This window comes from Kitasatospora sp. NPDC059812, assembly GCF_042732075.1.
Taxonomy (GTDB): Bacteria; Actinomycetota; Actinomycetes; order Streptomycetales; family Streptomycetaceae; genus Kitasatospora.
Genome location: NZ_JBHWIO010000102.1, coordinates 6,067 through 32,104, shown reverse-complemented (window position 1 = coordinate 32,104; position 26,038 = coordinate 6,067). Strand labels below are relative to the sequence as shown.

The following is a 26,038-nucleotide window of genomic DNA, read 5'->3' as shown; positions in this document are numbered from 1 at the left end:
CACGGATGGCCCACCCTCCTCCCCAAACACACCATCCCCAACCAACACACCAAAGCCACCCACAACGCCCTCACCAACCTCAACCACCAACTCACACACGGCGCCAACACCCCATAGCCACCCGCCAACAGCAGGCTCGGCACCCGGGCCCAGCGCCCGTTCTGCCCCTCGTGTCCGACCTTCGGCTCGCGCACAGACCGCCCGCTCATCGCCAACTCCCGTGAGGTCGACCGCGGGAGCTGGCGAACCGGGCCACCCGTCGAAACCGCCCCGCGACGGGCGCGATCCGGGACCTGCCCTTCGAGGAGCGCGCGCAGCCCTTCGCCCATCGCTCCGACTGCTCCTGACAGCCGCCCCACTCCGCGCCCTGCCGGCCCCGCGTGAACAACGCCCGCCCCAGGCCTACCGGCTGTCACCCCGGCCCGGCACAATCACCCGTATGACGATCACCACGAGCGCGCCGCCCTCGCGCAGCACTCCGGTCGCCCTCGCCCGCGGTTTCCTGACGGGGGCCGTGATCGGGGGCTCGCTGGCCGCGCTAGTCGTCGGTGTGGTCGTCGAGAAAGTGCCCTTGTTCATCGGGGGTTTGGGACTGCCCATCGTCTACGGCCTGTTGCTCCTCCTCGCCGGCGCGCCGAGGCGGGCCCGGGAGGCGGAGGTCGTGCCCCGAACGGCGCTCGCGGTGATCGAGAGCCTGCGCGCCATTGGGGGTGAGACGAGCGACGTGCCGGTGCGGTTCGATCTCACCGTCGTACCGGACGACGAGCCTGCCTACCGCGTCGGGATCACTCAGGACATCAACCTGGTCGACCTCCCCGACTACCGGCCGCGCGGCGTCCTGGTGGTGAAGTATCCACCGGACAGGCCGTGGCGGGTGACGATCGTGAAGCGGCCGACCCCGGAGTGGGAGGAGCGGGCGGCCGGCGCCCAGCTGGATTCGGCTCCCGAGTCGACCATGGTGACCGAGCCTTCCGAGGGCCGTTCGACCGGTTTCGTCAGGCTCTTCGGCCTGCTGCTCGCTGCGGCTGCCGTGGTCTTCCTGTTCCGCGTGGACCTGTTCGAGCAGCAGGACTCCGCCGCTTCTCCGGCACCGACGGTCACTTCGACGTGGTCGACCACGGTGGTGTCGTCCGGGACCGGGACGGTCTCCCTCGGGCCGGACCAGTCGTTCCTCGACGACGGCGAACTGCGCAAGGCCATCAACTCCCTTACCGAGGGGAAGGATCCGCGACAGGCGATCACCGTCTTCGCGCAGGAGCGCGTGCTGTCGGTCGTGTTCTCCCCGAGCGGCACGAAGGCCCCCCAGTTCGATCCGCTCTCCCTGCCCTACGAGCGGTTCCCGGCCCTGGTCAAGGAGGCCGAAACGACGCTCGGTGTCCACTCCCCGACGTCCTGGCAGATCACTGCCGACCATCTCGCCGGCTCCCTCACGATCAGGGTCGGCGTGACCGGGCCCGAGGGCAGTGCCTCGCTGGAGGCGAACGGTGAGGGCCAGGTAGTGCGACGAGCCCCGGCACGCTGATCACCCGCGCCTCACCCGCACTCGACGCGCTTCGACACGGCGGGTTGCCACAGCAGCGAACGAACCCCGGCAGACCGTACCCGGAGGACAGGAGGAGGACTCATGGGCTGGCACGACTATCTGGCGCTCTGGTGCGGGGTGTTCGGCACGTTGGCACTGCTGGGGTACGGGCGGTCGCTGGCGGGGGCGACCCGGGCCCAGCGGACGGTCCGGGTGATGGGGCGGATCGAGCGGGTGCAGGAGCCGCGGCACGGAGGTTCCGAGGGGGACGGCATAGCGGTCGTCGTCACCTTCCAAGACCCCTCCACCGGGCAGGAGTTCACCGTGACTAACGACGGCGACTGCGGCGACCGGATCAACACCGCCTGGGCGGGCCGGGAGATCGGGATCCGCTATCCACCCGGAAGACCGCAGGCCTTCCGGTTCACCGACGACCTCTGGGCCGGCCGCTACGGGCTCGGCTGGCCGAACTTCGCGGTATTCCTGATCTGCGTCGGGCTGGTGGTCGTCGCCGCGGTCGACTGGGGCTGGCCGTGGGCCCTGATCGGTGTCGGCGCGCCGTGGAGCGTGTTCCTCGCGTGCTCCCTGCCCCAGGAGGTCCGCCAGGCGCGGAGCCGGTTCGACACCCTGGCCGCGATGGTTCCCGTTCCGGGCCGTGTGGTCGCCGTCGTCAGGAGCGTCCGCACCGACGAGGACGGCTACACCTCCACCAGCCAGACGCCGGTGGTCGCCTTCACCACCCACGAGGGCGCGGCCGTCACCGCGTACTGCTTTTCAGGCCTGCCGGACCCCACCAACTCGTACGGCCGGAACGTCACGATCCACTACTCCCCCGCCGACCCGGCCGACTTCACCCCGGACCTCGCGGCCGCACAGCGGTCCTGGAGGAGCGGAGTCACCAGCGGCATCGTGGGCGTTCTCGTCACGGCGTCGGCGGCAGTCGCGGGAGCGGTCCTGCTCTGACACCCAACGGCCATCGCCCGGCTTCGACCGGCACGGATGCCACGAACGGTCGTCAGTCACGGGGCCGGTCCCGGAGCCGTCGTCGGCCTGCGGCATCCTGGCCCGATGAATGAACCGAGGGCCCAGTGGGTCAACACGACACATGACTGGTCGAGCGCCGTCGATGCGGATCATCTGACGTGCATCAGGCAGAACCCGGCGGAGTTCGCTCCGGGCGGACCGTGGCACCTCGCCCTGGAAGTCCTCGGCTATGCGGCCGACGAAGCATCAGGAAACGGCGGCGGGCGCTGCGTCCTCGTTCTCCACACCGACGGCTCCCTGTCCGTCAGGGACAACGGGCGGGGCACCGACACCCGGGTGGACGAGCAGGGCCGGAGCGTGAAGAAGCCCGTCATGGCGACGAAGGACCTTCGGTTCTTCGACTCCCCGCAGGCCGAAGTGCTGCCCGACGGTCATCCCCGGCGCGGCATGTCCGTCGTCGCAGCGCTCAGCGACTGGCTCGTCCACACCAACCGCCGTCTCAACGGGGCCTGGACCCAGCGCTACGAACTCGGCGTCCCCATCACCGGATTGGAGCCCGTCGAGGTGGACGGAACGACCGGGACACTGGTCCACTTCAAGCCGGGCACACCGGTGGGCTCGCTCACCACCCCGACGCTCACCACCCCGACGGCGGACGACCTGACACGCCTGGCCGCAACCTGGCCTCAGTTGGAGGTCCAGCTCGACGACCGGCGTGGGCCGCACTGACATCCGAGCCGTCCGAGACACCCGACCGGCAGCTGTCCGAGCTCCCCCATGCCGGGTCCTCCCGCGTCTCAGGTCAGGCTCGCGGCCTGTTCCCCTGCCTTCCGGGGCGTCCTCTCCCGGCGCGGCAGCAGCAGCGGGGTCGCGAGGAGGAGGATTCCCGCGGCGGCGATCGCGGTGCGGGGGCTGGTGGTGGCGGCCAGCAGGCCCCACAGCGCGGTGAGGGCCGCGATGGCGGCACTGCTGCTGATCGACCATGCGGCGAGGGTGCGGGCGAGCTTGTCGGGGTCGATCTGTTCGAGCCGGTGGGTGGCCAGCAGCGGATTGAACAGGCCGCAGCAGGTGACCAGGCCGAGCTGGACGGTGACGATCAGGACGATCCCGGGGGCGCCGGGCTGGACGAACGCCAGCCCGATGGGCCAGCACGCGCGCAGCACTCCGGCGGTGAGCAGCGTCCGGTGCTGTCCGAAGCGCGTCGCGAGCGGGCGGGCGAGGCGTGAGCCGAGCAGGCCGCCGACGCAGGGGGAGGCGAACACAAGGCCGTACTGCCAGGGTGCGTAGCCGAGGTGGCCGAGGAGGAGTACGGCCATCAGCGGTTCGGCGGCCATGATCAGGCCGTTGACCGCGATCGCGTTGAGGAACAGCGGGCGCAGTGTGGGGTGGGTGAGGATGTGGCGCCACCCTTCGAGCAGGTCCCCGGCGCGCAGCCGCGGTGCGCCGGTCGGCGCGGGGTGCGGTTCGGTGCCGCCGATGGCGCGGATGCCGAGGGCCGAGAGCAGGTAGCTGAGGGCGTCGGCGACCACGGTCACCACCGGGCCGAACACTCCGATGGCGGCCCCGCCGAGCGGTGGCCCGACCGTGGTGGCGGTCCAGGTCGTCGATTCGAACCGGCTGTTCGCGACGAGCAGGTCCTGGGGCGGCACGAGCGTCTTGAGGTACGCGCCACTGGCGGCCTTGAAGGCGATGTCGGCCGCGGCGGTGACGACGGAGACGACGAGGAGCTGGGCGAAGCTGAGCCGGCCGAGCGCGAACGCGGCGGGGACGCTCAGCAGCACCGCGAACCGGGTCAGGTCCATCGCCATCATGACCGGCCGTTTGCGCCGGAACTCCATCCACGGACCGAGCGGCACGGCGACCAGGGCCCCCACCGCCCGTCCTGCGGCGGCCAGCAGCGCCACCTGGGTCGGTCCGGAGTGCAGCACGAGGATCGCGAGGAGGGGGAACGCGCCGAATCCGAGCCCCGAGCCGTAGGAGCTCACCGCGAACGCCGCCCACAGCCATCCGAACCGCCGCCCCAGTACCCGCCGCCCCAGTACCCGCCGCCCATTCATACCCGTACGCCTCTCGCCGATCCGAACAACCACCCGCTGACCACCGGCATCAAAGCGGATCGCGAATGGCGGGATCAAACAACTGATCCGTCGGGAGGGCACAACCATCCGTTGTGTGGACACGATGGCCGGCGTGGATCTCGACGCTGTGCGTGTCGACGGCGACGGCTTCGACCAGCTGCCGTGGTGGGAGCGTGGCGGCGGCCCCCCCCCCCGCGGGGGGGGGGGCCCGCCGCGGGCGGGGGGGGGGGGCCCCCCCCCCCAGGCGGGTGGGGTCAGGCGCGGACCAGGGCCCAGGCGCCGAGGCCGCTGCACCCGCCGGCACTGTACGTGGTGGCGCGGAAGCCGGCCGGGATGGGCGAGCCCGGGCAGGTCCACAGGCCGACGCGCGCGAGGTTGTGCCGCCAGGACCCGACGCCGTTGCAGCCGTTGCGGATGTAGTCGGTGATGACGTATCCGCTGACGACCGGCGATCCGCCGCAGGTCCAGATCCCGTCCTTGGGGAGGTTGTGCCGCCAGGAGCCGATGCCGTTGCAGCCGGTCTGGATGTGGTCGGTGATGACGTACCCGGGGACGATCGGCGAGCCCGAACAGGTCCAGATCCCGTCCTTGACCGGTTCCTGATACCAGGAGCCGGAGCCGTTGCAGCCGGTCCGGTCGTAGATGGTGATGACCCATCCGGACTGGACGGGCGCGCCGGAGCAAGCCCACTTGCCGGGGCCGCCCCAGCCGGCCGGCTGGGCCGCCGCACTCGACGTCCCGGCGGCGGTTCCCGCGAGGACGAAGGCCGCGATCAGCGCGAGGGCGCCCAGGGTGGCGCCGACTCCCCTGCGGACGACGGCAGTTGTCAGGCGCTTCCACAAGTGGCGGTCAGACATGGTCAATTCACTCCAGTCCAAGCGGCGGGCAGCACGATGCGGCCCGTTGACGGGGGAACCCGGGATGGGACGGCCACACCCTACGGGGAGGAGGTGTGCACAACATGTGCTGATCGCATGAACAGGCAATCTTGGCCCAAAGTCGCCCTGCGCACGGGAGCCCGTCCGGTCGGGGCGGTGGAAGCCGCGGTGTGGAAGCCCTGCGGGGAGGCCGCTCGGTCGATGCCGAAAGCGCCTGCGCCTGGCACCCGCAGCTCAGTCGGAGCAGAATCACGTCCATGTTCACGACCAATCGCCTGACGATACGCCAGTGGCAGCCCGAGGACCGCGAGCGGGCACTCGACATCTACTCCCGCTGGGAGGTGACGCAGTGGCTGGGCCGCGATCCCCGCACCCTGGAAAACCTCACTGACGCCGAGGCGGCGATCGAACGCTTCCGCTCCCGCTCGGCCGACCCGCGCTTCGGCACCTGGGCGGCGGAACGGAAGGACACCGGCGTGGTCGCCGGCTCCGTCCTGCTCATCCCGATCCCGGACGGCGACGGAGAGGTCGAGGTCGGCTGGCACCTCCATCCGGACAGCTGGGGGCAGGGCTACGCCACCGAGGCCGCGCAGGGCGCCGTGGCCAAGGGATTCGCGGACGGCCTGGCCGAGATCCACGCGGTGGTCCGGCCGGACAACCGGCCGTCGCTGGCCGTCTGCCACCGGCTCGGCATGACCGCGCTGGGCCGCACCACCCGCTGGTACGGCATGGAGTTGGAGGCGTTCCGACTCACCCCCTGACGGGGGGTCCGGGCGAGGACAGCCCGTTCGGCTCGCCCGTCGCCCGGGCGGGCCGGTCCGCCGGAGCCCGGCGCCGATTCGGTGACGGGTGGTCAGGTGAGGTCAGTCCCGGGCATCGTCCCGTTCCCGTGTCACTATCTGAGCGTATTCAGCCCGGATAGGCCGGTTCGCCCCCTTGAGAAGGACTTCGCATGCGTCGTCGCACGACCCACCCCGTCTTGACCGCAGCCGTCGCGCTGGCCCTCGTGCCGCTCGCCGGCTGCACCGGTGTGGGCAGCGACGCTGCCGCGCCAGCGGTCGCCGCACCTCCCCCGCCGGAGCAGGCGTTCGGCCCGAACTGCGCTGCGCTGCCGGCCGACGGCCCCGGGAGCCTGGCCTCGATGGGCGGCATCCCGGTGCTGTCCGCGATCGACCAGACCAAGGACCTGACCGCGATGTCCTCGCTGATCAAGACGGCCAAGGCCAAGGACGTCTTCGACTCGATGGACAACGTCACCGTCTTCGCCCCGAACGACGCGGCCTTCGCCAAGCTGTCGGAGGACCAGAAGAAGGTCCTGGGCGCCCAGCCCGGCGCGAGCGATCTGCTGCGCCGGCTGATCGTGGTCCGGGACCTGCGGAAGGCCGATCTGGCGGACAAGTCCTACACCTCGCTGCAGGGTGCGGTGATCAAGGCGACCGGCAGCGGGGACGACTACCGGATCGGCGGTGCGCAGGTGGTGTGCGGCAGCATCCGGACGGCGAACGCGCGGCTGGCGGTGCTGGACCAGGTGCCGGCGTTCGGCTGAACGCGCTGAGCGCACTGATCGAGCGGGGACATCGACACACGGGTCGGGGTGGGTGCTCCCCACCCCGACCCGTCGTTCCGGGCGGGTTTCCGACCGGAGTCCTCCGGGGCGGGAGCAGCGACTCCGTCGCCGCCCGCGAGACCCGGCCGAGGCCTCCTCATAGGCCAATAGCAGGGATTCGCACGTAATGATCAGATGACACGGTCGCGAGTGACCGCTGCCTACGGCGACGTCGGTTATTCCTGGTCGCGCACGCGTGCTGACGCATGATCGCGAGAGGAGGCGCCGGGGCGTCCGGTGCGGTCGTTGGTCGACGGTCCAGTGTCCATGCTGCTGCGTGGCGTCCTCGCGCTGCTGTGCCTGGTGCCGCAAGGAGGGTTCGCCCTCGCCGCCTCCGTACACCCGCAGCGAACCGCCCCGGGCCTCGTCGAACGGAACCGCGCCCAGGTCTCCTGCACGCCGTCCGCCACCAACACCAACTGCGTCCGCTTCACATACAGCGGCGGCGACCAGACCTTCACCGTGCCCGCCGGGGTGAGCAGCGTCTACGCCCGCGTCTTCGGCGCCGGCGGCGCCGGGTCCCCCCGCCCCTACTACACCGGCCAGTACGGAGGCGGTGGCGGCGGCTACACCACCGGCACCCTCGCCGTGACGCCCGGCCAGCGGCTCACCGTCACCTCCGGGCAGGGCGGCGTGATGAACAGCACCAGCCCGACGTACGGCGGCGGCGGCGCCGGCGGCCAGGGCTTCACGAACGCCGCCGGCGCCAGCGCGACGGGCGGCAGCGGCGGCGGGCTGAGCGCCGTGTGGAACGGCACCTACGGAACCACCCCGCTGCTCATCGCCGGTGGTCCTGCTCACCAACCCGGTGGTGCCCGGACAGCAGATCCAGTGGCGGATCACGGTGACCAACAGCGGCCCGTCGCGGGCCCGCAACGTCGTGGTCAGCGACACCCTGCCCAGCGGAGTGACCGGCGCCTCCATGACGGCCGACACCGGCGGCGCCAACTGCCCGATCAGCAACGGGACTGCCACCTGTCCGGCTGTCGAGATCCCCGTCGGCGGCTCGCTCTCCTGGACGCTCACCGGCACGCTGTCGCCCGACGCCACCACCTCCCCCACCAACACCGCCACGGTCACCGGAGGCCCCGACCCGGCGACCCCGACGCGTACAGCGGTGGCCTCGCCGACCGCCACTCCGTCACCGCAGGCAAACCTGACGGTGTCGAAGGCGCTGCTGACGAGCCCGGTGGTGCCCGGACAACAGGTGCAGTGGCAGGTGACCGTGACCAACAACGGGCCGTCGCGGGCCCGGAACGTGGTCGTCAGCGACACCGTGCCCAACGGGGTGAGCGGCGCGTCGATGAAGGCCGACACCGGCGGCACCAACTGCCCCATCAGCAACGGGACTGCCACCTGCCCCGCCGTCGAGATCCCCGTCGGCGGCTCACTCACCTGGACACTCACCGGCACCCTCGACGCCAACGCGACCACCACACCCACCAACACCGCGACCGTCACCGGCGGCCCCGACCCCGCGACCCCGACACACACCGCCGTCGCCTCGCCGACCAACTCGCCCACACCGCAGGCCAATCTGACCGTCTCCAAGGCCCTGCTCACCAACCCGGTGGTGCCCGGGCAGCAGGTGCAGTGGCAGGTCACAGTCACCAACAACGGGCCCTCGCGCGCCCGCAATGTCGTGGTGACGGACGCGGTCCCCAGCGGAGTGACCGGCGCTTCGATGAAGGCCGACACCGATAGCACCAACTGCCCGATCACCAACGGGACAGCAACCTGTCCCGCCGTCGAGATCCCCGTCGGCAGCTCGCTCACCTGGACGCTCACCGGCACCCTCAGCCCGAACGCCACGACGACACCGTCCAACACGGCGACGGTGACGGGCGGCCCCGACCCGGCCACCCCGACACACACCGCCGTCGCCTCGCCGACCGCATCCCCCTCGGGACAGGCCAGCCTTACGGTGTCGAAGGCCCTGCTCACCGACCCGGTCGTACCCGGTGGCCCGATCCAGTGGCGGGTCAGCGTGACGAACAACGGTCCGTCGCAAGCCCGGAACGTCGTGGTGACCGACCAGGTTCCGGCCGGTGTCACGGCTGCCTCGATGAAGGCTGACGCTGATGGCGCCAACTGCCCGATCACGTCCGGGACGGCTACCTGCCCGGCCGTTCAAATCCCCGTGGGCGGCTCGGTCTCCTGGACACTGACCGGCACACTGTCACCCGACGCCACCACCACGCCCACCAACACCGCGACGGTCACCGGCGGCCCCGATCCGGCGACTCCGACCCACACCGCGGTGGCTTCGCCGACCGCCACCTCCTCGCCACAGGCGAACCTGACTGTCTCGAAGGCGCTCGTCACCAATCCAGTCGTGCCCGGACAGCAGATCCAATGGCAGGTCAGCGTCACCAACAACGGGCCCAGCGAAGCCCGCAACGTCATCGTCACCGACCAGGTACCGACGGGCGTGACCAACGCCAGCATGACGGCTACGGACGGCACTACGTGCCCGATCGCCAACGGGACGGCGACGTGCCCGGCCGTCCAGATCCCCGTCGGCCAAACACTGAGGTGGACACTCGCCGGCACCCTGGCCTCGGACGCGACCACCACGCCCACCAACACCGCCATCGTGACCGGCGGCCCCGACCCAGCGACGCCCACGCACACCGCCGTCGCGACCCCGACCAACTCGCCCTCGCCGCAGGCCAGCCTCACGCTCTCCAAGGTGCTGGTCACCGGTTCCGTGGTGCCGGGCGGCCCGATCCAGTGGCGGGTGACGGTCACCAACAACGGCCGCTCCCGGGCCCGGAACGTGGTCGTCACCGACACCGTCCCCGCCGGCGTCCTGGACCCGACCATGGCTGCGGACGCCGACGACACCCCGTGCCCGATCACCGGGGACCAGGCGATCTGCCCCGCCATCGAGCTCGCCGTCGGCCAGTCGGAGTCGTACACCCTCACCGGCACGTTCGACCCGAACGCGACCACCATGCCCACCAACACCACGACCGCCACGGGTGGTCCCGACCCGGCCACTCCGACGCACACCGCCGTCGCGACCCCGTCCGGTTCGCCGGCCCCGCGGGCGGACCTGTCGATCGCCAAGGTGCTGCTGACGAGCCCGGTGGTGCCGGGCGGCCCGATCCAGTGGCGGGTGACGGTGACCAACAACGGCCCCTCCCGGGCACGGAACGTGGTCGTCACCGACACCGTCCCGGCGGAGGTCCACAATCCGGCCGTGACCGCCGACGCCGACGGCACGCCGTGTCCGATCGCCGGCAACTCGGCGACCTGTCCGGCCATCGAGATCCCGGCCGACGGCACCGCCTCCTACACCGTCACCGGCACGCTCGACGCCGCCGCGACCAACACGCCCGTGAACGTCGCCTCCGTCTCCGGCGGCCCGGACCCCAACCCGTCGAACAACACGGCGACGGCGACTCCCACGGAGACGGCCCAGCCGCAGGCGAACCTGACCGTGACGAAGATCCTGCTCACCGACCCGGTGGTGCCCGGCCAGCCGATCTCGTGGCGGGTCGCCGTCACCAACCGGGGGCCGTCGACCGCCCGCAACGTGGTCGTCAGCGACCGGATCCCGGACCAGGTGGTCGGCGCCATGATGACCGTGGACGCCACGGGCTCGTCCTGCCCGGTCAGCACCGGCACGGCGACGTGCCCGGCGGTGAAGATCCCGGTCGGCGCGACTTCGACCTTCACCCTCACCGGCATGCTCGCCCAGGACGCCACGGCCGTGCCCGGGAACACCGCGACCGTCACCGGCGGCCCGGACCCGGCCACGCCCACGCACACGGCGGTCGCCAGCCCCTCCGGCGCCGTCACCCCGCAGGCGAACCTGACGCTCGGCAAGGTGCTGGTGACGAACCCGGTGGTGCCCGGGCAGCAGATCCAGTGGCGGGTCACCGTCACGAACAACGGTCCTTCGCGGGCCCGGAACGTCGTCGTCACGGACCGGATCCCGGCGGGAGTGTCGAGCCCGACCATGACGTCCGAGACCGACGGGGCCGCCTGCCCGGTCTCGGGCGGCGTCGCAACCTGCCCGGCCATTGAGCTGGAGGTCGGTCAGTCGCACAGCTACAGCCTGAGCGGCGTCCTCGACCCCAACGCCACGGTCACTCCCACCAACGGCGCCACCGGCTCCCCGTCGCCGCAGGCGAACCTGACCGCCTCCAAGATTCTGCTCACCGATCCGGTGGTGCCAGGCGGCCCGATCCGGTGGCGGGTGACGGTCACCAACCACGGTCCTTCGCGGGCCCGGAACGTCGTGGTCACCGACCGGATCCCGGACGGCGTCGACAACCCCGCGATGGCCGATGACACGAACGGGGCCAGCTGCGCCATCGCCGCCGGCGTCGCCACCTGCCCGGCGGTCGAGATCCCCGCCGGGGGCACCGCGAGCTGGACGCTCACCGGCACGCTCGACCCCGCGGCCACCAGCACACCGGTGAACACGGCGGTCGTCACCGGCGGGCCCGACCCCGCCACACCCACCCACACCGCGGTCGCCTCACCGACCGGTCCGCCCTCCCAGCAGGCCCGTCTGACGGTCTCCAAGGTGTTGCTGACCTCCCCGGTCGTGGCCGGCGGGCCGATCTCCTGGCGGGTCGGCGTCACCAACGACGGCCCCTCGCGGGCCCGCAACGTCGTGGTCACCGACCGGTTCCCGCAGCAGGTGGACCACCCGGTGCTTACCGCCGACGCCGACGGCACGCACTGCCCTGACACCGGCGGCGTCGCCACGTGCCCGGCCATCGACCTGGCCGTCGGCGCCACCGCGACCTACACCCTCAGCGGGACCCTCTCGCCGGACGCGACGGAGGTGCCGGTGAACTCCGCCGTCGTCACCGGCGGCCCCGACCCGGCCACGCCCACGCACACGGCCGTGGCCACCCCGGCGGAGCCGATCACCGTCCGGCACGACCTGCACCTCGCCAAACAGGTCTCCCCGGCCAAACCCGACCCCGGTGACAAGGTCACCTACACCATCACCGCCACGAACCGCGCCAGCGGCACCTACCACGGCGCCGCCGTCGTCGACGACTTCACCGGCGTCCTGGACGCCGCCGGCTACGACGGTGACGCCCACGCCACCATCGGCCGGATCTCCTACAGCCCGCCGCGCCTGACCTGGACCCTCGACCTCCGCCCCGGAGCCACCGAGACCCTCGTCTACACCTTCACCGTCAAGTCCGACGCCGGCGGCAAGCGCCTCGACAACCGGGTCGTCTCGCTCGGCGACGGCAGCAACTGCCCCGCTTCGACGAACCGGTCGCTCCGCTCCGCGCGGGAGGTGCCGGAGCCGTCGGCGACCACCGGCGGACCTTGCGCCACCAGCATCACCGTCAACCCGTCGCAGCCCTCGCCGAGCCCGACCGGCGGCCCGCTACCCCCCACCGGGTCGGACCCGATGCCCCTGGCGGGCCTGGCGGCCTTCGCGATGCTCGCCGCGGGCGGCCTGCTGCTGACGCTCCGCCGGAGCCGCCGCTGACCACCGTCCTGCCGGTCCCGGGTGTGCCCGGGACCGGCAGGATCCCGGCTGCGTCGGACCGTGCGGCCCTGGTGCACCCAGGCTGATCGCACGCCCTGGACAAGGATCGGGGCTCGTGCCGGTGAAGCCGGTACGAGCCCCGATCCTGTTCCCCCACCCGCGCGAGGCGGGGGCCCTCAGCAGATCCGCGGGAGTTGCTCCCCCATCGGCAGGTCGATGACGCGGGTGCCGCCGAAGGGGGTGCGGCAGACGACCATGCCGGGGTGGTCCGCCACGCACTCGCCGATCACTGCCGAGCGCGCGCCCAGCGGGTGCGCCCGCATCGCGGCGAGGACGGCGTCGGCGTGCTCGCGCGGGACGAAGGCGACCAGCTTGCCCTCGTTGGCGACGTAGAACGGGTCGAGACCGAGGATGGCACAGGCGTTGGCGACCTGCGCGGGCACGGGGACGGCGCGCTCGTTCACCACGACGCCCACCCGGGCGGCCTCGGCGATCTCGCCGAGCGCCGCCGCGAGGCCGCCCCGGGTGGGGTCGCGCAGGACGTGCAGGTCGGGTGTGACGGCCAGCATCGCGGCCACCAGTGAGCTGAGAGCGGCACAGTCGCTCTCGATCTCAACGCCGAATTCCAGACCCTCGCGCACGCTCATGATGGCCACGCCGTGCAGTCCGATGTCACCGCTGACGATCACCACGTCGCCGGGGGCGGCGCGCTGCGGCCGGATGTCGACTCCGGCGGGGACCAGGCCGATGCCGGCGGTGTTCAGGTACACGCCGTCGCCGTGCCCGGCCTCGACGACCTTGGTGTCACCGGTGACCACCTCCACCCCGGCGGCCCGGGCGGCGGCGCCCAGTGCCTGGGCGACGTGCGCGACCACGGCCGTCTCCACGCCCTCCTCCAGGATGAAGCCGCAGGACAGATAGGCCGGCTGGGCTCCGCTCATGGCCAGGTCGTTGACGGTGCCGTTGACCGCGAGGTCGCCGATGCTGCCGCCGGGGAAGAAGAGTGGCCGCACGACGTAGGAGTCGGTGGAGAAGGCGAGTCTGGCACCGCCGAGCTCGACGACCGCCGAGTCCGCGAGCCCGGCGAGCACCGGCCCGCCGAAGGCCGGGGCGAACAGGTTCGCCACCAGTTCGGCCGACAGCACCCCGCCTCCGCCGTGCCCCATCACCACCCGGGGGTGGTCGCGCAGCGGCAGTGGGCAGCTCCATCCGAGGAGGTCCGGGGCTCCGCCGGTGCCGGTCTGGGTCTGGGTCTGGGTCTCAGCCAACGGGGCTCGCCTCCCGCGCCATGCCCGGCGCGTCGAGCCGCCGGTAGAGGTAGTAGGCGGCGCAGGCGCCCTCGCTGGAGACCATGGTGGCGCCGAGCGGGGTGCGCGGGGTGCAGGCTGTGCCGAAGGCCTCGCACTGGTGCGGCTTGAGCAGCCCCTGGAGGACTTCCCCGCTGCGGCACTGCGCGGGTTCGACGGTGGTGATCCGCGCGACGTCGAAGCGGTGCTCGGCGTCGTGGTCGCGGTAGCGCGGGGAGAGTCGCCAGCCGCTGTCCGGGATGACGCCGATGCCGCGCCAGGCCCGGTCGGTCACTTCGAAGACGTCCTCCAGCATGGCCCGGGCCGCCGGGTTGCCCTCCGGGCGTACGGCCCGCGCGTAGGCGTTGTCGACGGTGTGCTCGCCGCGCTCCAACTGCCGTACGGTGCGCCGGATTCCCTCCAGGATGTCCAGCGGTTCGAAGCCGGTGACGACGATCGGCACCCGGTGGCGTTCGGCGAGCGCGGGGTACTCGTCGGTGCCCATCACGCTGCACACGTGTCCGGCGGCGAGGAAGCCCTGGACCCGGCACTGCGGCGAGTTCATGATGGCCTCGATGGCGGGTGGCACCCGTACGTGCGAGACCAGCATGCTGAAGTTGCCGATGCCCCGCTTCCTGGCCTGGTGCACGGCCATGGCGTTGGGTGGGGCGGTGGTCTCGAAGCCGATGCCGAAGAAGACGACCTCCCGGTGCGGGTTCTCCTCGGCGATCCGCAGCGCGTCCAGCGGGGAGTACACCACCCGGACGTCGCCGCCCTCGCCGCGCACCCGGAAGAGGTCGCGGCCGGTGCCGGGCACGCGCAGCATGTCGCCGAAGGAGCAGAAGATCACCTCGGGCCGGGCCGCGATCTCCAGCGCCTTGTCGATCACCTCCAGCGGGGTGACGCACACCGGGCAGCCCGGGCCGTGGATCAACTCGACCTCGGGCGGCAGCAGTTGGTCGATCCCGTGGCGGATGATGCTGTGCGTCTGGCCGCCGCACACCTCCATCAGCGCCCACGGCCGGGTGACCGTCGCCCTGATGTCGGCGAGCAGACCGCCGGCCAGCTCGGGGTTCTGGAACTCCTCCAGGTATCTCACCGCTCCTCCTCCTGCTTCGCCGAGGACGCCGCAGCCGCCGCAGCCGCGGCCTCCCAGGGGTCGCCGAACTCCTCCTGGAGCAGGCCGAGTTCCTCGAACAGCTGCAAGGTCCGGCGGGCCGATTCCTCGTCCAGCCACTGCAGGGCGAACCCGACGTGGACGATGGCGTACTCGCCCACCTTCAGGTCCGGCAGGTATTCCAGGCACACGTCCTTGACGACCCCGCCGAAGTCGACGACCGCCATCCTGGTCCCGTCGCGTTCCGCGATCTCCAACACTCTTCCGGGTACCGCCAGGCACATTGCGGTCTCCCTCCTCTCTCCGGTTCCTCCGAACCTGCCGAACTCCGTACGTGCGGGGCGCTCAGCCGTCGGCCCGCGCCGCCACCATCAACTGGCCGAGCGCGAGCCCCGCGTCGTTGGGCGGCACCCGGCGGTGCCGCAGCACGGTGAACCCGTCCTCCGCCAGACCCCGCGCGCACGCCGAGGACAGCAGCGCGTTGGCGAAGACGCCGCCGCTCAGCGCGACCGTCCCGGTGCCGTGCCGCCGCCTGATACCGGCGCACACCGCCCGCACCAGCGCGGCCACCGCCGCATGGAACCGGGCGGCGATCAGCCCGGGCGGCGCCCCTGCTGCCAGGTCCGCCACCACCGCAGCCAGCACCGGCCCGGGTCGGGCGGTCATCATCCCGCCCTCGTCGACGAGTTGGAATGCGTAGCCCTCCCCCGGGCCGGCCACCGGCCCGTGCGCGAGGGCGGCCGCCTCCAGCTCGATCGCCGCCTGCGCCTCGTACCCGGCTTTCTGGCAGACCCCGGCCAGCGAGGACACCGCATCGAACAGCCGGCCCATGCTGGAGGTCGGCACGCAGTTCACCGATCGATCCAACTGCTGTGACAGCAGTCGGAGTTCGCCTTCAGGGCAGGAGCGCACCGGCGGCAGGCCGGCCGCCCACGGGAGCCCCGCCGCCCGCAGATGGGCCAGCGCCATCCGGTACGGACGCACCACGGCCGCATCGCCCCCCGGCAGCGGAACGTAGTCGAGCCGGGCGAGACGCCGAAAGCCCCGGTAGTCGGCCAGCAGCGCTTCTCCGCCCCACACTGCGCCGTCCACTCCGTAACCGGTGCCGTCGAAGGCGATCCCGATGACGGGCCGGCTGCCGTCGAGGCCGTGCTCGGCCATCACCGAGGCGATGTGCGCGTGATGGTGCTGGACGTCCCGTACCTCACGGCCCCGGGCCGACCTGCGCACGTGCCGGGCGGAGCGGTAGCCGGGGTGGCGGTCGACGACGAGCACCTCGGGCTGCACGCCGGTGACGGCCCCGAGGTGGTCCACCGCGCGGTCGAACGCCCGGAGGGTGGCGAGGTCGTCCATGTCGCCGAGGTGGCCGGACAGCCAGGCGTAGCCGTCCCGGGCCAGCGCGAAGGTGTTCTTGAGGTCGCCGCCCGCGGCCAGCGCGGGCCGCACCGGCACCGGCAGGGGCACCGGGAGCGGCACGTAGCCGCGCGAGCGCCGTACCGGCAGCAGGTGCCCGTCCACCACCCGCACCACGGAGTCCTCGCAGGGCACGTGGATGGGGCGGTCGTGGGTGAGCCAGCCGTCGACCAGCGGGGCGAGGCGGGCGAGAGCCTCCCGGTCGTCCGTCACGATGGGCTCGCCGGAGAGGTTCGCGCTGGTCATGACCAGCAGTCCGGGGCCGGGAGGGGCGAGCAGGAGGTGGTGCAGCGGGGTATACGGCAGCAGCACGCCGAGGTCGGGGCTGCGCGGAGCGGCTGCTTCCAGCTCCGCGAGCCGGTGTGCCCCCCGGCGCAGCAGCACGATCGGCCGCACCGGGCCGGTGAGCAGTTCCTCCTCGACGGGCCCCAGCTCCACCGCCCCGGATGCCGCCAGTGCCCTGAGCTGTTCGAGGTCGCGGGCCATCAGGGCGAAGGGCTTGTCACCGCGCCGCTTGCGCCGGCGCAGCAGGGCGACGGTGTCCGCGTCGGTGGCGTCGCAGGCCAGGTGGTAGCCGCCGATGCCCTTGACGGCCAGGACCGCTCCGCAGGTGATCAGGCGCCGGGCCTCGGTGAGCGCCTGCTCGCCGTCGAGCACGGGGAGCCCGGGGACGGACAGGGTGAGGGTCGGGCCGCAGGTGTGGCAGGCGACGGGCTGGGCGTGGAAGCGCCGGTCGGCCGGGTCGGCGTACTCGCGGGCGCAGTCGGGGCACATCGCGAAGGCCGCCATCGTGGTGTTGGCCCGGTCGTACGGCAGAGCGGTGACGATGGTGTGCCGGGGCCCGCAGTTGGTGCAGCTGATGAACGGGTGCCGGTAGCGGCGGTCGGCGGGGTCGGCCAGTTCGGCGAGGCAGTCGGCGCAGGTGGCGGTGTCCGGGGGGATCTGGGTGCGGTGCGGTCCGTCGGCGCGGGAGGGTGTGATGACGAAGCCCGGTGTGCCGGTGACGGCCAGCGGCTGGTGGTCCACCGAGGCGACGTCGGCGAGCGGGGGCGCGTCGCTGGCGATGCGTCGGCAGAACGCGGTCACCGCCTCGCCGGTGCCCTCGATCTCGGCGAGTACTCCCTCGCCGGTGTTGGTGACGCTGCCGGACAGGCCGAGTTCGGTGGCGAGGGTGAAGACGAACGGTCGGAATCCGACGCCTTGGACGAGTCCGCGCACGGCGACCCGGCGGCGCTGGAGCAGGGGCGGCTGCTGATCCGTGGTCACGACAGGTCCACGGCCGGGTGCGGGTGGTCGTGGGCCCCCGCGTGGTCGTTGCCGTTGCCGTGGCTGTGGTTGTTGCCGTGGTCGTGGGTGTGGTCGTGGTCGTGCGCGCCGGCCATCACCGGCCGGTGGACCTGCGCGCCGGCCAGCACCGCGAGCGCCCGGTCCAGCAGCGCCCCGGCGCCCTGCCCGGTGCGGGCCGAGGTGAAGACCACCTCCACCCCCGGGTTGACCCGCGCGACGCTCGCGAGGAAGGCGGCTTCGTCGAACTGTGCCGCGACGGCGAGGTCCGCCTTGGTGACCAGCACCAGGTTGGCCAGTCCGAAGGCGGTCGGGTACTTGAGCGGCTTGTCCTCTCCCTCGGTGACCGAGGCGAGGACGACCCGCAGCGACTCGCCGAGATCGTAGGAGGCGGGGCAGACCAGGTTGCCGACGTTCTCGACGAACAGCAGCCGGGTGTCCGGCGGCAACCAGCCGGCCAGGTGCCCGCGCAACATCGCCGTCTCCAGGTGGCACAGGCCGTCGGTGAGGACCTGCTTCACCGGCGCGCCCGAACGGGCCAGCCGGCGCGCGTCGTTCTCGGTGGCGAGGTCGGCGGTGAGGGCCGCGACGGGCACCTCGCGCTCCCGGGCGAGGCCGAGTTCGGCCTCCAGGAGCGCCGTCTTGCCGCTGCCCGGGCTGGACAGCAGGTTCACCACGACGGTGCCCCGGGCGGCCAGTTCCGCCCGCAGCCGCCGGGCGTCGTCGTCATTGCGGGCGAGAACCGCCTGCCGGAGATCGACGGTGCGACACATCGGTTTCAGCCTCCTTGATCGGTCCGGGCGCCCGCCGGGGGCTCGGACCACTCGACGCCGAGGATCTGCAGCTCACGCCCGGCCAGCAGTTCGACCCTGGCACCGGCGCAGCGCGGGCAGCCCAGGTCGGGCGGCATGCCGACGCTCCACTCGACCCCGCAGGGCGTGCACTTCGCCCGTGCGGCGACGGCCTCGGTCTCCAGCACCGCACCTTCCAACAGCGTTCCGGCACAGGCCAGTTCGAAGCAGAAGTCGAGTGCCGACGGGACGACTCCGGCCAGTTCGCCGATCTGCAAGCGGACTCTGGCCACGGCGCTCTCCCCGTGCGCGCGGGCAGCCCGGTCCACCTGGTCGACGACGGCCGTCGCGATCGACATCTCGTGCATCTGTCTCGTTTCCCGCCGCTGGAGGCGCCCGGCTCCTTGGGGGCGCGGGCCCGGTGTCCGGGCCCCGTGAGCAACAGGCCCCGTGAGCAACAGGCCCCATTACAGGGTGCGGCGGCGGGAACGGCTCGAAGCCGCGCCGCCGCCGTATCCGTGACTACCTGTTCGCAGCACGCCGGTGGTGGTCCCCGCGTGTACTGCTCCGCTACCGCGTCCGCTCCTACATCCGCCGGATCCGCAGGTAGCGCCTCAGGTCGGGAAGGCTCTGCCAGATCAGCGCCGCGGCTGCGGCCAGGACGGCCGCGGCGGCCGCGACGGCGAGGTTCTTCAGCATGGTGCCGCCTCTCTGTGGGTGGGTGCGTCCGTGGTGAGGACGCGCAGGATCACGGCGACCGCCTCGTCGACGGCGGCGGCCACCGGGGTGCTCAGTCCGATTCCCTCCTCCAGTGAGGCGGGTTCGCAGCCGACCACCAGGACCCGCCCGGGCGCGGTGCCGCCCGTTCCGGCGGCCAGGGTGGCGAGCAGGGCCAGCACGGCGTCCGGGCCCATCCGGTGGCCGTCCAGGACCATCGACTCCACCGGTCCGGCGTCCGCTTCGATCAGGTACACCGTCCCCGGCTCGCCGCCGCGCGCGGTGGCGTCGACGAGCACCAGCGTCCGGTAGCCGTCGAGGAGTTGGTAGGCCAGGTGGACGCCGCGCACGCCCACGTCGAGGAGCTCGACGCCGGCGGGCAGCTCCCGGGCGGCGAGGCGCCGGACGGTCTCGACCCCGAAGCCGTCGTCGCCGAGGAAGATGTTGCCGACCCCGGCGACCAGGACCCGCCCGGTCCGGTCGGCGCTCACCGCTCTTCCACCAACGCGACCTCGTCCGGCTGGAAGTACCGGAAGCGGCCCTGCGCCCGCCACAGGTCGGCGCCCGGGTCGTCGTCCACGGTGACGGCCAGGTGCACCGAACCGTCGACGTCGTGCAGCACCGCCTCCACCAGCGCGGTGCGCCCGTGCAGGAACAGGTCCTGGGCGTCGGTGCGGCGGCGACCGGGCCGGAGCCGCACCCGGCTGCCGGCGGCGACCGGGCGGCCGTCGATCATCACCTGGTCCCGTCCGGGGTCGGTCTGCGGGTCGTTGCCCGGGTCCCACCAGGGCCGGTCCGCCCCGGCTTCGGGGTGGGTGAGTTCGCGCAGCCCCCGGACGGCGCCGTGCAGCCGTTCCAGGATCTCGGGGGGCATCGAGTCGGCGAGGTCGATCACCGCGCCGGCCCGGTCGTCGGTGCCCCGGGCCTCGCGCTTCTCCCGCTCGGTCAGGGCCGCGGTGCGCAGCGCGAGGATCTCGTCGATCTCGGTGGCGTCGTAGAGCGCGCCGGGACTCTCGGGGGCGATGTGCGGGTGGTCCTCCAGGATGATCGGCGAGGAGAGCAGCACCTTGCCGCTGCCGGGCGGGCCTGCCAGCACGGGCCAGGTGTGCTCGTTGCGGCAGGCGCGCACCGCCTCGCCCGCCCACTCGGGCGGGTCGGTCGCCGAGAGGAAGGAGCCGCGGTCGAGGCCGAGCAGCAGGTGGGCCGAGACGAGGGCGTGTGCCAGTGCGGTCTCGCGGCGGGTGCCGGGGAACGGGTCCCAGTCGGAGGTGTTCTCCACCAGGACGGTCAGCCGCTGCGCCCGGTAGGGGCCGGGTACGTCCTGGGCGGTAATCCGCAGGCGGCCCTGGACCCGTTCCCGGCGGCGCAGGAGCCGCCCGGCCAACGTGCCGTCCTCGACGAGCCGTTCCTCGTCCTCGGACGCGTCGATTTCGAAGCTGCGGACGGCTTCACCGGCCGCCAATTCCTCGACTGGGATGAGGAGTTCGATCCGTTCCTCGACCCCTTCGTCCCAGGGGACGAGCACCCGGTCGGCGAGCTCCAGCTCATCGACGGTCCGGAATCCGCCCTGTCTGCCTGCTTCTTGGACCGTCCGCCGTTGCAGGCGCAGGAACCGCAGCTCGACGGCCAGCTGGTCGCCCTGGCGCGCTTCCATCACGCATTCGGTGCGCTGGTGGGAGTGCTCGCCGCTGTCGGCGCCGTAGCGCGGCGGGGTCAGGACGCCGAACTGCCAGCGCAGCCGGTTCTTGGCCGCTGACGCCCGGTAGGGGTAGAGCACGTAGCCCTCGAACAGGACGGCGTCGGCGATCTGCCGGGCGTGGGCGAACCTGTTCTCGCTCTCGTGGGCGGGCGCGGTCACCGCTCCCCCTTCGCGGTCTGGGCCGCCGTGACGGCCTGGGGTGGCTTCGCGGCCTGGGTCGTCTCTGCGGCCTGGATCGGCTTCACGGCCTGGGACGGCTTTGTGGTCCGGGCCGCGCCGAGCAGTTCGCGCACGGTGGCCTCCCAGGACGGCAGGGCGCGCCGGGAGCGGTAGGCGAGCAGTTCGGCCATCAGGTCGGCGGGCAGGCGGAGCCAGCCGCAGCCCGGGAAGTGCGCGTCGATCGCCTCCCGCCAGACCTTGACCGGCATCCGCACGGCGGCTTCCTGGTCCCAGGCCACCGGGGTGACCTGAAAGCCGCCGGGGCCGGCGAAGGCGGTGCCCGAGAAGAGCAGCAGCAGCGGCACGTCCCCGTCGTCCAGTGCGGCGAGGTAGCGGGCGGCGGAGACGTCCATGTCGTAGGTGCAGGGCACCACCAGGTCGGTCTCGGTCTCGCCGGTGAACGCGCCGACCAGCAGCGGGACCTGGGCGAACTGGACCGGGTGGAGGGTGCCGGCCCAGCGTGAGCGCTCGCCGAACAGGTCGGTCAGCCGCCCGCCCTCGGCGTCGCCGTAGCGGCGCCGGGCCGGTTCGATCCGCAGCTGGCAGCGCAGCGCCAGCGCGTGCACCCGCACCTCGGCGGGGGCGGTGATGCGCAGCCGGAAGACCAGGGCGGGCCCGGCGGCGTAGGGATCGGCCCGCACCCCGGTGCAGGCGAAGGAGATCGAGGTCACCGGGCGCCGCCTTCGGGGAGGACGCGGGACCGGGCGGCCAGGCGGTCGAAGAAGGCGGTCTGTTCGGCGCGTGCCTCGGCCCCGCCGTCGAAGCCCTTCCAGCAGCGCCGCAGTCGGCCGACGAGTTCGTAGCAGACGTCGACCGGCACCAGGTAGCACTGGATGCCGTCGGTGTCGCGCCGCAGCAGCAGCGCCTCCACGTCCGGCCGCAGTGCGGCGTACAGGCGGCTGCCGCCGAGCGCGGCCTGCCAGGCGGCCTCGTCGGGTTCGGCCTCGGTCGCGCCGCCCGGTCCTGGGTAGAGCAGGACGGACCGCTGCAGTCGTGTGGTGCGCAGCAGGAACGCGGTGGCGACGGGGATGCCGAGGGCGGCCCAGGCGTCCTCGCCGAGGGGGTGGGCCGGGTCGGTCAGGTAGCGGTCGGGGACGGCGTGGTAGCGGCCGTCGGCCGCGCCGGGCTGCTGGAACAGCAGGGCGCAGGCGGTGCAGGCGCAGGTGAGCGCCTGCTGGTCGGTGTCCGCCAGGTGGCGGTGCTCGGCGGGCAGGTGCCGGCCGCAGAACTCGCAGCGTTGCGGCTGCGGGGGTGCGGGCTCCCGCAGCCGGCGCAGCAGCGCGGTGCCGGGCCGGTCGAGCTGGCGGAAGGTCATCGCGGGCCTGCCGGGGGCCGAGCGCCGATCTGCAGCAGTTCTGCGGGGCGTTCGAGTTCGACCGCGGTGACCTCGGGCGCGTGGCAGGCCAGGGCGTTCTCGATGTCCTGTTCGCCGCACCCGCAGCCGCTGCGGGTGCGGCGCAGCCGGGCGGTGCCGGTGGCGGGGTCGAAGGCGGCCAGGTCGACCGGTTCGGGCAGGGTGGCGAGTGCGCGGGTGATGCGGGCGGTGACGTCCTCGGGGTGCAGGTCGTGCAGGACGAGCAGCCCGGCCAGCGACGGTTCGTCCAGCAGCCGGGCCAGCACGGCGGGCGGCAGGGCCTGGACGAGGCGGGCCAGGGCGTCGCCGTAGAGGGCCATCAGTTCGCGGACGAGGTGCTCACCGGCCTCCTGGGCGTCGGCGCCGGCCAGCCGGTCCAGGGCCTCCTGGATGCGGGCCCCCGCCTGTTCCGGGGTCATGCGGTGAGTCCGCTCAGCCCGGTGGGCACGTGCATGGTCTGCACCGTCCTGCCGTCGCCCAGGTACATGTGGACGCCGCAGGGCAGGCAGGGGTCGAAGCTGCGCACGGCGCGCATGATGTCGATGCCCTTGAAGGTCTCCGGGGGGTTCTCCTCGAAGATCGGGGTGTTCTGGACGGCGTCCTCGTAGGGGCCGGGGGTGCCGAAGCTGTCGCGGACGCTGGCGTTCCACGGGGTCGGCGGGTAGGGGTGGTAGTTGGCGATCTTGCCGTCCCGGATCACCATGTGGTGGGACAGCACGCCGCGTACGGCCTCGGTGAAGCCGCAGCCGATCGACTCGTCCGGCACCTCGAAGCGCTCCCAGGTCTGGCTGCGCCCGGCGCGGACCTCGTCGAGCGCCTTCTCGGCGAAGTGCAGGGCCGCGGCGGCCGCGTAGGCCTGGAAGTAGGTGCGGGCGCGGTTGCGTTCGATGGCGTTGCTCCACTGCGGGATCTTCCACTCGAAGGTGGTCTCCGGCTTGGTCATGGAGCGCGGCAGGTTGATCTGCACGCTGTGTCCGGTGGCCTTGATGTAGCCGATGTCGACCAGTCCCGACAGCGCGGTGGACCACAGGCGGGCGATCGGACCGCCGCCGGTGTCGAGGGCGAGGTAGTCCTTGCCGTCGAACCAGCGGGGGGACATCACCCAGCTGTACTTGTCGTCGAAGTCGCGTTTCTGCGGGGCGGGGATGGTGTGCTGGTTCCAGGGGTGGCGGGGGTCGACGGGGTTACCCAGCGGGTCGTGGGTGACGAAGAGCTCCTTGCCCTGCCAGTCCTCGTAGTAGGAGCTGCCGAGCAGGATGCGGATGCCGAGGTTGATCTCGGTGAGGTCGTTGGTGACGAGTTTGCCGTCCACCACGATGCCCGGGGTGACGAACATCCGCCGGCCCCAGTCCGTCATGTTGCGGTAGGTGAAGTCGCAGTGGTCCGGGTCGTTGAGGCTGCCCCAGCAGCCGAGCATGACGCGGCGCCGGCCGACCTCCTCGTAGCCGGGCAGGGCCTCGTAGAAGAAGTCGAAGAGGTCGTCGTGCAGCGGCACGACCTTCTTCATGAACTCCACGTAGCGCATCAGCCGGGTCAGGTAGTCGGTGAACAGCTGGACGGTGGCCACCGTGCCGACGCCGCCGGGGTAGAGGGTGGAGGGGTGCACGTGGCGGCCCTCCATCAGGCAGAACATCTCCCGGGTGTAGCGGCTGACCTGGAGCGCCTCGCGGTAGAACTCGCCCTCGATGGGGTTCAGTGAGCGCATGATGTCGGCGATGGTGCGGTACCCGTGGTCGCCGGCGTGGGGTGCCTCGGTGCGTTCGGCCAGTTCCAGGACGCCGGGGTTGGTCTCGCGGACCATCTTCTCGCAGTAGTCGACCCCGACCAGGTTCTCCTGGAAGATGTTGTGGTCGAACATGTACTCGGCGGCCTCGCCGAGGTTGATGATCCACTCGCCGAGGTGCGGGGGCTTGACCCCGTAAGCCATGTTCTGCGCGTAGACCGAACAGGTGGCGTGGTTGTCGCCGCAGATGCCGCAGATCCGGCTGGTGATGAAGTGCGCGTCGCGCGGGTCCTTGCCGCGCATGAAGACGCTGTAGCCGCGGAAGACCGAGGAGGTGCTGTAGCACTCCGCGACCTTCTTCTGCTTGAAGTCGATCTTCGTGTGGATGCCCAGGCTGCCCACGATCCGGGTGATCGGGTCCCAGGACATCTCCACCAGACCGTTGCCGTCGCCGGCCGTCCTGGTCGTCGGTGCCATCGTCTGTCATGCCCTTCTGTCAGCGGGAGGAGGCTCTGCAACGGCCCGCCCGCCCCGGGCGGGGCGGGCGGGCCGAAGGGGGAAAGGGGTCACCACGGCGGGCGGTAACCGGTGGTCAGGCGGCGCCCGGTGTGCCGCCACTTGGGCTCCTGGTCGACCGTCCGGCCCGTGATCGTGCGAAGGCGGCGGATCACCGCCCCGTACGCCGAGCTGGCGCCCGTGGAGACCCGGGAGCCGGGCGGCGGGTCCATGAACGGCATGAACTTGTCGGGGAAGCCCGGCATGGTGCAGGCGATGCAGATGCCGCCGACGTTGGGGCAGCCGCCGATGCCGTTGATCCAGCCGCGTTTGGCGACGTTGCACTTGACGACCGGGCCCCAGCAGCCGAGGCGCACCAGGCACTCGGGCGTGCCGTAGTCGGTGGCGAACTGACCCTGTTCGTAGTACCCGCCGCGGTCGCAGCCCTCGTGCACGGTCGCGCCGAACAGCCAGGCCGGACGCAGCTTGTCGTCCAACGGGATCATCGGCGCGGAACCGGCCAGCTGGTACAGCAGGTAGGTCAGCGTCTCGGCGAAGTTGTCGGGCTGGATCGGGCAGCCCGGCACGCAGACGATCGGCAGGCCCGCCTTGGACTTCCAGTCCCAGCCCAGGTAGTCGGGCACGCCCATGGCACCGGTCGGGTTGCCGGCCATCGCGTGGATGCCGCCGTAGGTGGCACAGGTGCCGATGGCGACCACCGCGGTGGCCTTGGGGGTGAGGCGGTCCAGCCACTCACTGGTGGTGATCGGCTGGCCGGTGTCCGGGTCGTCGCCGAAGCCGCACCAGTAGCCCTCCTCCTTGATCGTCTCGTTCGGGATGGAACCCTCGACGACCAGGACGAAGGGGTCGAGCTCGCCGCGGTCCGCCTTGAAGAACCACTCCACGAAGTTGTCCGCGCCCTGGACCGGACCGCACTCGAAGTCGATCAGCGGCCAGTGGACGGCGACCTTCGGCAGGCCGGGGAGTGCGCCGGTGACGATCTCCTCGATGCTGGGCTGCATCGCCGCGGTCAGGGAGACCGAGTCCCCGTCGCAGCTCAGACCCGCATTGATCCAGAGAATGTGCACCACGGCGGCGTCGGCTGAAGTTGTTGCAACCGCACCCATGAGGATGCCTCCTCAAAAAAACGGGAGCCGGACAGATAGGCTCAAAAAATTCATAGCAGCAGTTCAGTCCGGCCGCCGGTCCAGAGAGCCGGGCCGGTCGCTCGAAGGGACGCAAGCCGGCGCACCCGTCCGGGTGGCCGTCGGACGGGCTCGGCGAGCCACCGAAAACGCCGCGGCGCAGAGGGACGAGGGGGGCCGGGGGGGGGTGGGGGCGGGGGAGGGGGGGGTGGGGGGGGACAGGGATACTCAGAGCACGGCAGTGGGCGTGGGAC

22 protein-coding genes and 1 pseudogene are annotated in these 26,038 nt (G+C 72.2%); 7 read left to right on the top strand and 16 right to left on the bottom strand.

Annotation, left to right across the window (positions count from 1 at the left end; translation table 11 throughout):
• Window positions 1–439: 439 nt before the first annotated feature.
• The 3 genes from ACFV6D_RS33845 to ACFV6D_RS33835 all read left to right on the top strand — a co-directional run bounded on the left by ACFV6D_RS33845 (window position 440) and on the right by ACFV6D_RS33835 (window position 3,235).
• On the top strand, window positions 440–1,522 hold the full coding sequence (locus tag ACFV6D_RS33845; RefSeq protein WP_380562610.1) for a hypothetical protein: 1,083 nt from the start codon (window positions 440–442) through the stop codon (window positions 1,520–1,522).
• 102 nt (window positions 1,523–1,624) lie between these two features.
• On the top strand, window positions 1,625–2,485 hold the full coding sequence (locus ACFV6D_RS33840; protein ID WP_380562608.1) for a DUF3592 domain-containing protein: 861 nt from the start codon (window positions 1,625–1,627) through the stop codon (window positions 2,483–2,485).
• Window positions 2,486–2,590: 105 nt separating this feature from the next.
• Window positions 2,591–3,235, top strand: coding sequence for an ATP-binding protein (locus ACFV6D_RS33835; protein WP_380562606.1), 645 nt, complete (start codon window positions 2,591–2,593; stop codon window positions 3,233–3,235).
• Window positions 3,236–3,303: 68 nt separating this feature from the next.
• On the opposite strand, the gene ACFV6D_RS33830 is transcribed toward ACFV6D_RS33835, so the two are convergent.
• A complete protein-coding gene (locus tag ACFV6D_RS33830; RefSeq protein WP_380562604.1) occupies window positions 3,304–4,563 on the bottom strand; it encodes an MFS transporter in 1,260 nt (419 codons plus the stop codon).
• A gap of 275 nt (window positions 4,564–4,838) precedes the next feature.
• Window positions 4,839–5,441 (bottom strand): hypothetical protein, encoded by a 603-nt coding sequence (locus ACFV6D_RS33825; RefSeq protein WP_380428715.1) that lies wholly within the window; start codon window positions 5,439–5,441, stop codon window positions 4,839–4,841.
• A gap of 278 nt (window positions 5,442–5,719) precedes the next feature.
• Here ACFV6D_RS33825 and ACFV6D_RS33820 point away from each other — a divergent pair, with 278 nt between their 5' ends.
• The 4 genes and pseudogenes from ACFV6D_RS33820 to ACFV6D_RS33805 all read left to right on the top strand — a co-directional run bounded on the left by ACFV6D_RS33820 (window position 5,720) and on the right by ACFV6D_RS33805 (window position 12,541).
• Complete coding sequence (locus ACFV6D_RS33820; protein ID WP_063350778.1) at window positions 5,720–6,223, top strand: GNAT family N-acetyltransferase; 504 nt, start codon at window positions 5,720–5,722, stop codon at window positions 6,221–6,223.
• Between the two features lie 191 nt (window positions 6,224–6,414).
• On the top strand, window positions 6,415–7,008 hold the full coding sequence (locus ACFV6D_RS33815; protein ID WP_380562602.1) for a fasciclin domain-containing protein: 594 nt from the start codon (window positions 6,415–6,417) through the stop codon (window positions 7,006–7,008).
• Window positions 7,009–7,335: 327 nt separating this feature from the next.
• Window positions 7,336–7,827 (top strand): annotated as a pseudogene (locus tag ACFV6D_RS33810) (hypothetical protein); the annotation flags it as partial.
• A gap of 28 nt (window positions 7,828–7,855) precedes the next feature.
• Entirely contained in the window at window positions 7,856–12,541 is a 4,686-nt protein-coding gene (locus ACFV6D_RS33805; RefSeq protein ID WP_380562600.1) for a hypothetical protein, read from the top strand.
• A 176-nt stretch (window positions 12,542–12,717) separates the two neighbouring features.
• On the opposite strand, the gene hypE is transcribed toward ACFV6D_RS33805, so the two are convergent.
• The 14 genes from hypE to ACFV6D_RS33735 all read right to left on the bottom strand — a co-directional run bounded on the left by hypE (window position 12,718) and on the right by ACFV6D_RS33735 (window position 25,766).
• Window positions 12,718–13,809 carry a hydrogenase expression/formation protein HypE gene (hypE, locus tag ACFV6D_RS33800; protein WP_380562598.1) on the bottom strand — a complete coding sequence of 364 codons (1,092 nt, stop codon included), beginning with the start codon at window positions 13,807–13,809 and terminating at the stop codon, window positions 12,718–12,720.
• A complete protein-coding gene (gene hypD, locus ACFV6D_RS33795) occupies window positions 13,802–14,926 on the bottom strand; it encodes a hydrogenase formation protein HypD (protein ID WP_380428958.1) in 1,125 nt (374 codons plus the stop codon). Before hypD ends, hypE begins: the two co-directional genes overlap by 8 nt.
• Complete coding sequence (locus ACFV6D_RS33790) at window positions 14,923–15,228, bottom strand: HypC/HybG/HupF family hydrogenase formation chaperone (RefSeq protein WP_380562596.1); 306 nt, start codon at window positions 15,226–15,228, stop codon at window positions 14,923–14,925. Before ACFV6D_RS33790 ends, hypD begins: the two co-directional genes overlap by 4 nt.
• Window positions 15,229–15,289: 61 nt before the next feature.
• On the bottom strand, window positions 15,290–17,623 hold the full coding sequence (hypF, locus tag ACFV6D_RS33785; protein ID WP_380562594.1) for a carbamoyltransferase HypF: 2,334 nt from the start codon (window positions 17,621–17,623) through the stop codon (window positions 15,290–15,292).
• Window positions 17,620–18,414 carry a hydrogenase nickel incorporation protein HypB gene (gene hypB, locus ACFV6D_RS33780; RefSeq protein ID WP_380562592.1) on the bottom strand — a complete coding sequence of 265 codons (795 nt, stop codon included), beginning with the start codon at window positions 18,412–18,414 and terminating at the stop codon, window positions 17,620–17,622. Before hypB ends, hypF begins: the two co-directional genes overlap by 4 nt.
• Window positions 18,415–18,419: 5 nt before the next feature.
• Window positions 18,420–18,800, bottom strand: a complete 381-nt coding sequence (hypA, locus tag ACFV6D_RS33775) for a hydrogenase maturation nickel metallochaperone HypA (RefSeq protein ID WP_063350769.1) — start codon at window positions 18,798–18,800, stop codon at window positions 18,420–18,422.
• Between the two features lie 217 nt (window positions 18,801–19,017).
• Window positions 19,018–19,131, bottom strand: coding sequence for a DUF6893 family small protein (locus tag ACFV6D_RS33770; protein ID WP_380345916.1), 114 nt, complete (start codon window positions 19,129–19,131; stop codon window positions 19,018–19,020).
• Window positions 19,125–19,640: a hydrogenase maturation protease gene (locus ACFV6D_RS33765; protein ID WP_063350768.1), complete on the bottom strand. Its 516-nt coding sequence runs from the start codon at window positions 19,638–19,640 to the stop codon at window positions 19,125–19,127. Before ACFV6D_RS33765 ends, ACFV6D_RS33770 begins: the two co-directional genes overlap by 7 nt.
• Window positions 19,637–21,007, bottom strand: a complete 1,371-nt coding sequence (locus ACFV6D_RS33760; protein WP_380562590.1) for a hypothetical protein — start codon at window positions 21,005–21,007, stop codon at window positions 19,637–19,639. The genes ACFV6D_RS33765 and ACFV6D_RS33760 overlap by 4 nt, the downstream gene beginning before the upstream one ends.
• Window positions 21,004–21,738: a DUF6084 family protein gene (locus tag ACFV6D_RS33755; protein WP_380562588.1), complete on the bottom strand. Its 735-nt coding sequence runs from the start codon at window positions 21,736–21,738 to the stop codon at window positions 21,004–21,006. The genes ACFV6D_RS33760 and ACFV6D_RS33755 overlap by 4 nt, the downstream gene beginning before the upstream one ends.
• Window positions 21,735–22,382: a DUF5947 family protein gene (locus ACFV6D_RS33750; protein WP_063350766.1), complete on the bottom strand. Its 648-nt coding sequence runs from the start codon at window positions 22,380–22,382 to the stop codon at window positions 21,735–21,737. The genes ACFV6D_RS33755 and ACFV6D_RS33750 overlap by 4 nt, the downstream gene beginning before the upstream one ends.
• The gene (locus tag ACFV6D_RS33745) at window positions 22,379–22,840 is read right to left on the bottom strand and encodes a thioredoxin (protein WP_380428937.1); all 462 of its coding nucleotides are present in this window, start codon (window positions 22,838–22,840) and stop codon (window positions 22,379–22,381) included. Before ACFV6D_RS33745 ends, ACFV6D_RS33750 begins: the two co-directional genes overlap by 4 nt.
• Complete coding sequence (locus ACFV6D_RS33740) at window positions 22,837–24,621, bottom strand: nickel-dependent hydrogenase large subunit (RefSeq protein ID WP_063350764.1); 1,785 nt, start codon at window positions 24,619–24,621, stop codon at window positions 22,837–22,839. Before ACFV6D_RS33740 ends, ACFV6D_RS33745 begins: the two co-directional genes overlap by 4 nt.
• 89 nt (window positions 24,622–24,710) lie before the next feature.
• Window positions 24,711–25,766, bottom strand: coding sequence for a hydrogenase expression protein HypE (locus ACFV6D_RS33735; protein ID WP_363378097.1), 1,056 nt, complete (start codon window positions 25,764–25,766; stop codon window positions 24,711–24,713).
• Window positions 25,767–26,038 lie beyond the last annotated feature (272 nt).

Coding starts and splice junctions, on each gene's coding strand:
- ACFV6D_RS33820 (WP_063350778.1), top strand. CDS start 5,720: ATGTTCACGACCAATCGCCTGACGATACGCCAGTGGCAGCCCGAGGAC.
- ACFV6D_RS33815 (WP_380562602.1), top strand. CDS start 6,415: ATGCGTCGTCGCACGACCCACCCCGTCTTGACCGCAGCCGTCGCGCTG.
- ACFV6D_RS33845 (WP_380562610.1), top strand. CDS start 440: ATGACGATCACCACGAGCGCGCCGCCCTCGCGCAGCACTCCGGTCGCC.
- ACFV6D_RS33790 (WP_380562596.1), bottom strand. CDS start 15,228: ATGTGCCTGGCGGTACCCGGAAGAGTGTTGGAGATCGCGGAACGCGAC.
- ACFV6D_RS33840 (WP_380562608.1), top strand. CDS start 1,625: ATGGGCTGGCACGACTATCTGGCGCTCTGGTGCGGGGTGTTCGGCACG.
- ACFV6D_RS33735 (WP_363378097.1), bottom strand. CDS start 25,766: ATGGGTGCGGTTGCAACAACTTCAGCCGACGCCGCCGTGGTGCACATT.
- ACFV6D_RS33835 (WP_380562606.1), top strand. CDS start 2,591: ATGAATGAACCGAGGGCCCAGTGGGTCAACACGACACATGACTGGTCG.
- ACFV6D_RS33825 (WP_380428715.1), bottom strand. CDS start 5,441: ATGTCTGACCGCCACTTGTGGAAGCGCCTGACAACTGCCGTCGTCCGC.
- ACFV6D_RS33770 (WP_380345916.1), bottom strand. CDS start 19,131: ATGCTGAAGAACCTCGCCGTCGCGGCCGCCGCGGCCGTCCTGGCCGCA.
- hypA (WP_063350769.1), bottom strand. CDS start 18,800: ATGCACGAGATGTCGATCGCGACGGCCGTCGTCGACCAGGTGGACCGG.
- ACFV6D_RS33750 (WP_063350766.1), bottom strand. CDS start 22,382: ATGACCTTCCGCCAGCTCGACCGGCCCGGCACCGCGCTGCTGCGCCGG.
- ACFV6D_RS33830 (WP_380562604.1), bottom strand. CDS start 4,563: ATGAATGGGCGGCGGGTACTGGGGCGGCGGGTACTGGGGCGGCGGTTC.
- hypB (WP_380562592.1), bottom strand. CDS start 18,414: ATGTGTCGCACCGTCGATCTCCGGCAGGCGGTTCTCGCCCGCAATGAC.
- ACFV6D_RS33740 (WP_063350764.1), bottom strand. CDS start 24,621: ATGGCACCGACGACCAGGACGGCCGGCGACGGCAACGGTCTGGTGGAG.
- ACFV6D_RS33745 (WP_380428937.1), bottom strand. CDS start 22,840: ATGACCCCGGAACAGGCGGGGGCCCGCATCCAGGAGGCCCTGGACCGG.